The sequence below is a fragment of the Rudaea sp. genome, from assembly GCF_036383415.1.
Taxonomy (GTDB): Bacteria; Pseudomonadota; Gammaproteobacteria; order Xanthomonadales; family Rhodanobacteraceae; genus Rudaea.
This window is the reverse complement of the sequence record NZ_DASVOK010000264.1, coordinates 1-2,234: the sequence shown is the minus strand read 5'-3', so window position 1 is coordinate 2,234 and position 2,234 is coordinate 1. Positions and strand designations below refer to the sequence as shown.

At 66.4% G+C, this 2,234-nt stretch carries 2 protein-coding genes and 1 pseudogene; all 3 read left to right on the top strand.

Translation table 11 applies throughout. The features are described from left to right. Positions 1-268 (top strand): annotated as a pseudogene (locus tag VF497_RS09855) (haloacid dehalogenase-like hydrolase); the annotation flags it as partial. 153 nt (positions 269-421) lie between these two features. Continuing rightward, the gene (locus tag VF497_RS09850; protein ID WP_330888164.1) at positions 422-1,834 is read left to right on the top strand and encodes a sensor histidine kinase; all 1,413 of its coding nucleotides are present in this window, start codon (positions 422-424) and stop codon (positions 1,832-1,834) included. Further along, positions 1,831-2,234 (top strand): response regulator (locus VF497_RS09845; protein WP_330888162.1); only part of this gene is annotated, 404 nt, incomplete at its 3' end. The genes VF497_RS09850 and VF497_RS09845, both read left to right, overlap by 4 nt.

Below are 2,234 nucleotides of genomic sequence, written 5' to 3'. Positions count from 1 at the left end.
CCTAGCCGAAATCGAGCTCGTGGCCTCTCAGTTCGAGGCCGGCCGTCTCGGTCCGCGCGTCAAAGTGCACAACATCGGTTTCCAGAAAGCGCACCAGCTGCGCGTGCGCGGCGTGCATGCGCCGTGGGACATCGCCTACGGCGATTCGTTCGCCGACCTCGACATGCTCGCCGGCGCGCGCGAGGCCGTGCTCGTCAATCCCGACCGCGTGCTGATCGCGAAACTGTCGCCGCGGCTGCGTCAGCGCCTGGCCATCGTCGAGTGGTGAGGTCGGACAGCCCAGTCGCCGGCGGCGATGTAAAAATTGCCTGAGCTGCCGAGTGACTTCTGGCAGCCGCGCATTGTCTGGGTGCAAGCGTCACACGGTTGTCACGCCGCCTCCATATTGATCTGAGAAGGTATGCGGCCACAGGGGACAGGCTTGCGCAGTGTCCTGCGCAGCCCGTCCGGCATTCCGGTCGAGCCGATGAATTCCGCAGTACAACCCGTCGCGGCGTTGCCGTCCGCTTCCGCTGCATTCGCTGGTCCGATGGCGGCCGAGGCGGACTTGCGCGTTGCCGCGCTCGCGCAATGGCTGGAGCCGCTCGCGCCGACGACCGCGGTGCTCGCGGTCGGCGAACGCTTTCTCGATGCGGCCAGCGCCGCGTGGCTGTCGTTGCCGGTGGTCGATGACGGTTTGCCGATCGGCAGCGTCAGTCGCTACGAACTCATGCAGCGCGTCTACATCAAGCCGTTCGGGCGCGAGCTGTACGGCCGCCGTGCGATCACGAGCGTGATGCACGCGCAGCCGCTGGTCATTGCGGCCGACGTGACGATCGAGCAGGCCAGCCGCACGATCGCCGCGCGCATCCGCCAGCCGATCATGGAGGACTTCATCGTCGTCGGTGCGGATGGCCGTTACGCTGGCATGGGCAAGGTGCTCGACGTGCTCGGCGCGATGGAGCGGCGCATGGCCGCGCATTCGCTGGAACTGGAAAAGACCAACCGCCAGCTCAGATCCTCGCAAGCGCAGCTCGTGCAGTCGGAGAAGATGGCCTCGCTCGGCCAGATGGTCGCGGGGATTGCGCACGAGATCAACACGCCGCTCGGCTATGTGCGCAACAACGTCGAGATGACCAGGGAATCGCTGGTCGACATGCGCGGCCTGATCGGTGCCTACCAGCAGATCGTCGATTTCTTCGCCGACGGTGGCGACGAGGCGCAACTCGCCGCGCGCATCGAGGAACTCGAAACGCAGCGCGGGAAGTTCGATCTCGCCGCGCTCGACGACCTCGGCGGCCTGCTCGACGATACCGTGTTCGGCATCGGCCAGATTTCCGAACTCGTCGGCAGCCTCAAGGACTTCAGTCGCCTCGATCAGGCGCAGGTCGCGCGCGTCGATGTGCATCAGCTCGTCGACGGCGCGCTGAAGATCGGCGGCAACCTGCTGCGCAAGAAGAACATCGAGGTCGTGCGCCAGTTCGGTGAGGTGCCCGAAATTGTCTGCTCGCCGGCGCAGATCAATCAGGTGCTGCTCAACCTGATCACGAATGCCGCGCAGGCGATCGCCCACGAGCAGGGCCGTATCAGCGTGCGCACGCATGCGGTCGGCCAGTATCTGATGATAGCGGTCGAGGACAACGGCGCCGGGATTCCGGCCGAGCATCTCGCACGCATCTTCGATCCGTTCTTCACGACCAAGCCGGTTGGCCAAGGCACCGGCTTGGGCCTCTCGATCTGTTACCAGATCATCGAACAGCATCGCGGCCGCATCCGCGCGGTGTCGAAGCCTGGCGTCGGCACGCGCTTCTTCGTCGCCCTGCCGATCCGCGGTAACGTGCAGGAGGCGGCGTGAGCGGCGAGCGCGCCACCGTGCTTTTCGTCGACGACGAGGAGCGCATCCTGCGTTCGCTGCGCATGCAGTTTCGCGGACGCTACGAGATTCTGACTGCGGGCTCAGGCCACGAGGCGCTCGACATCGTGCGCGGCCGCATCGTCCACGCGGTGGTCAGCGACCAGCGCATGCCGGGCATGCTCGGCGCCGAACTGCTGAGCCGGGTGCGCGAGATTTCGCCGGCGACGATGCGTCTGCTGCTGACCGGCTATTCCGACATGCAGGCGATCGTCGCCTCGGTCAACGACGGCGAGATTTTCCGTTTCATCGAGAAGCCCTGGCAGGCGCAGCGCCTGGCCGAGGCGGTCGAGCAGGCCGTGCAGGTCGCGCGACGGGAGTTGGCCGCCGCCGTGCCGGCGCC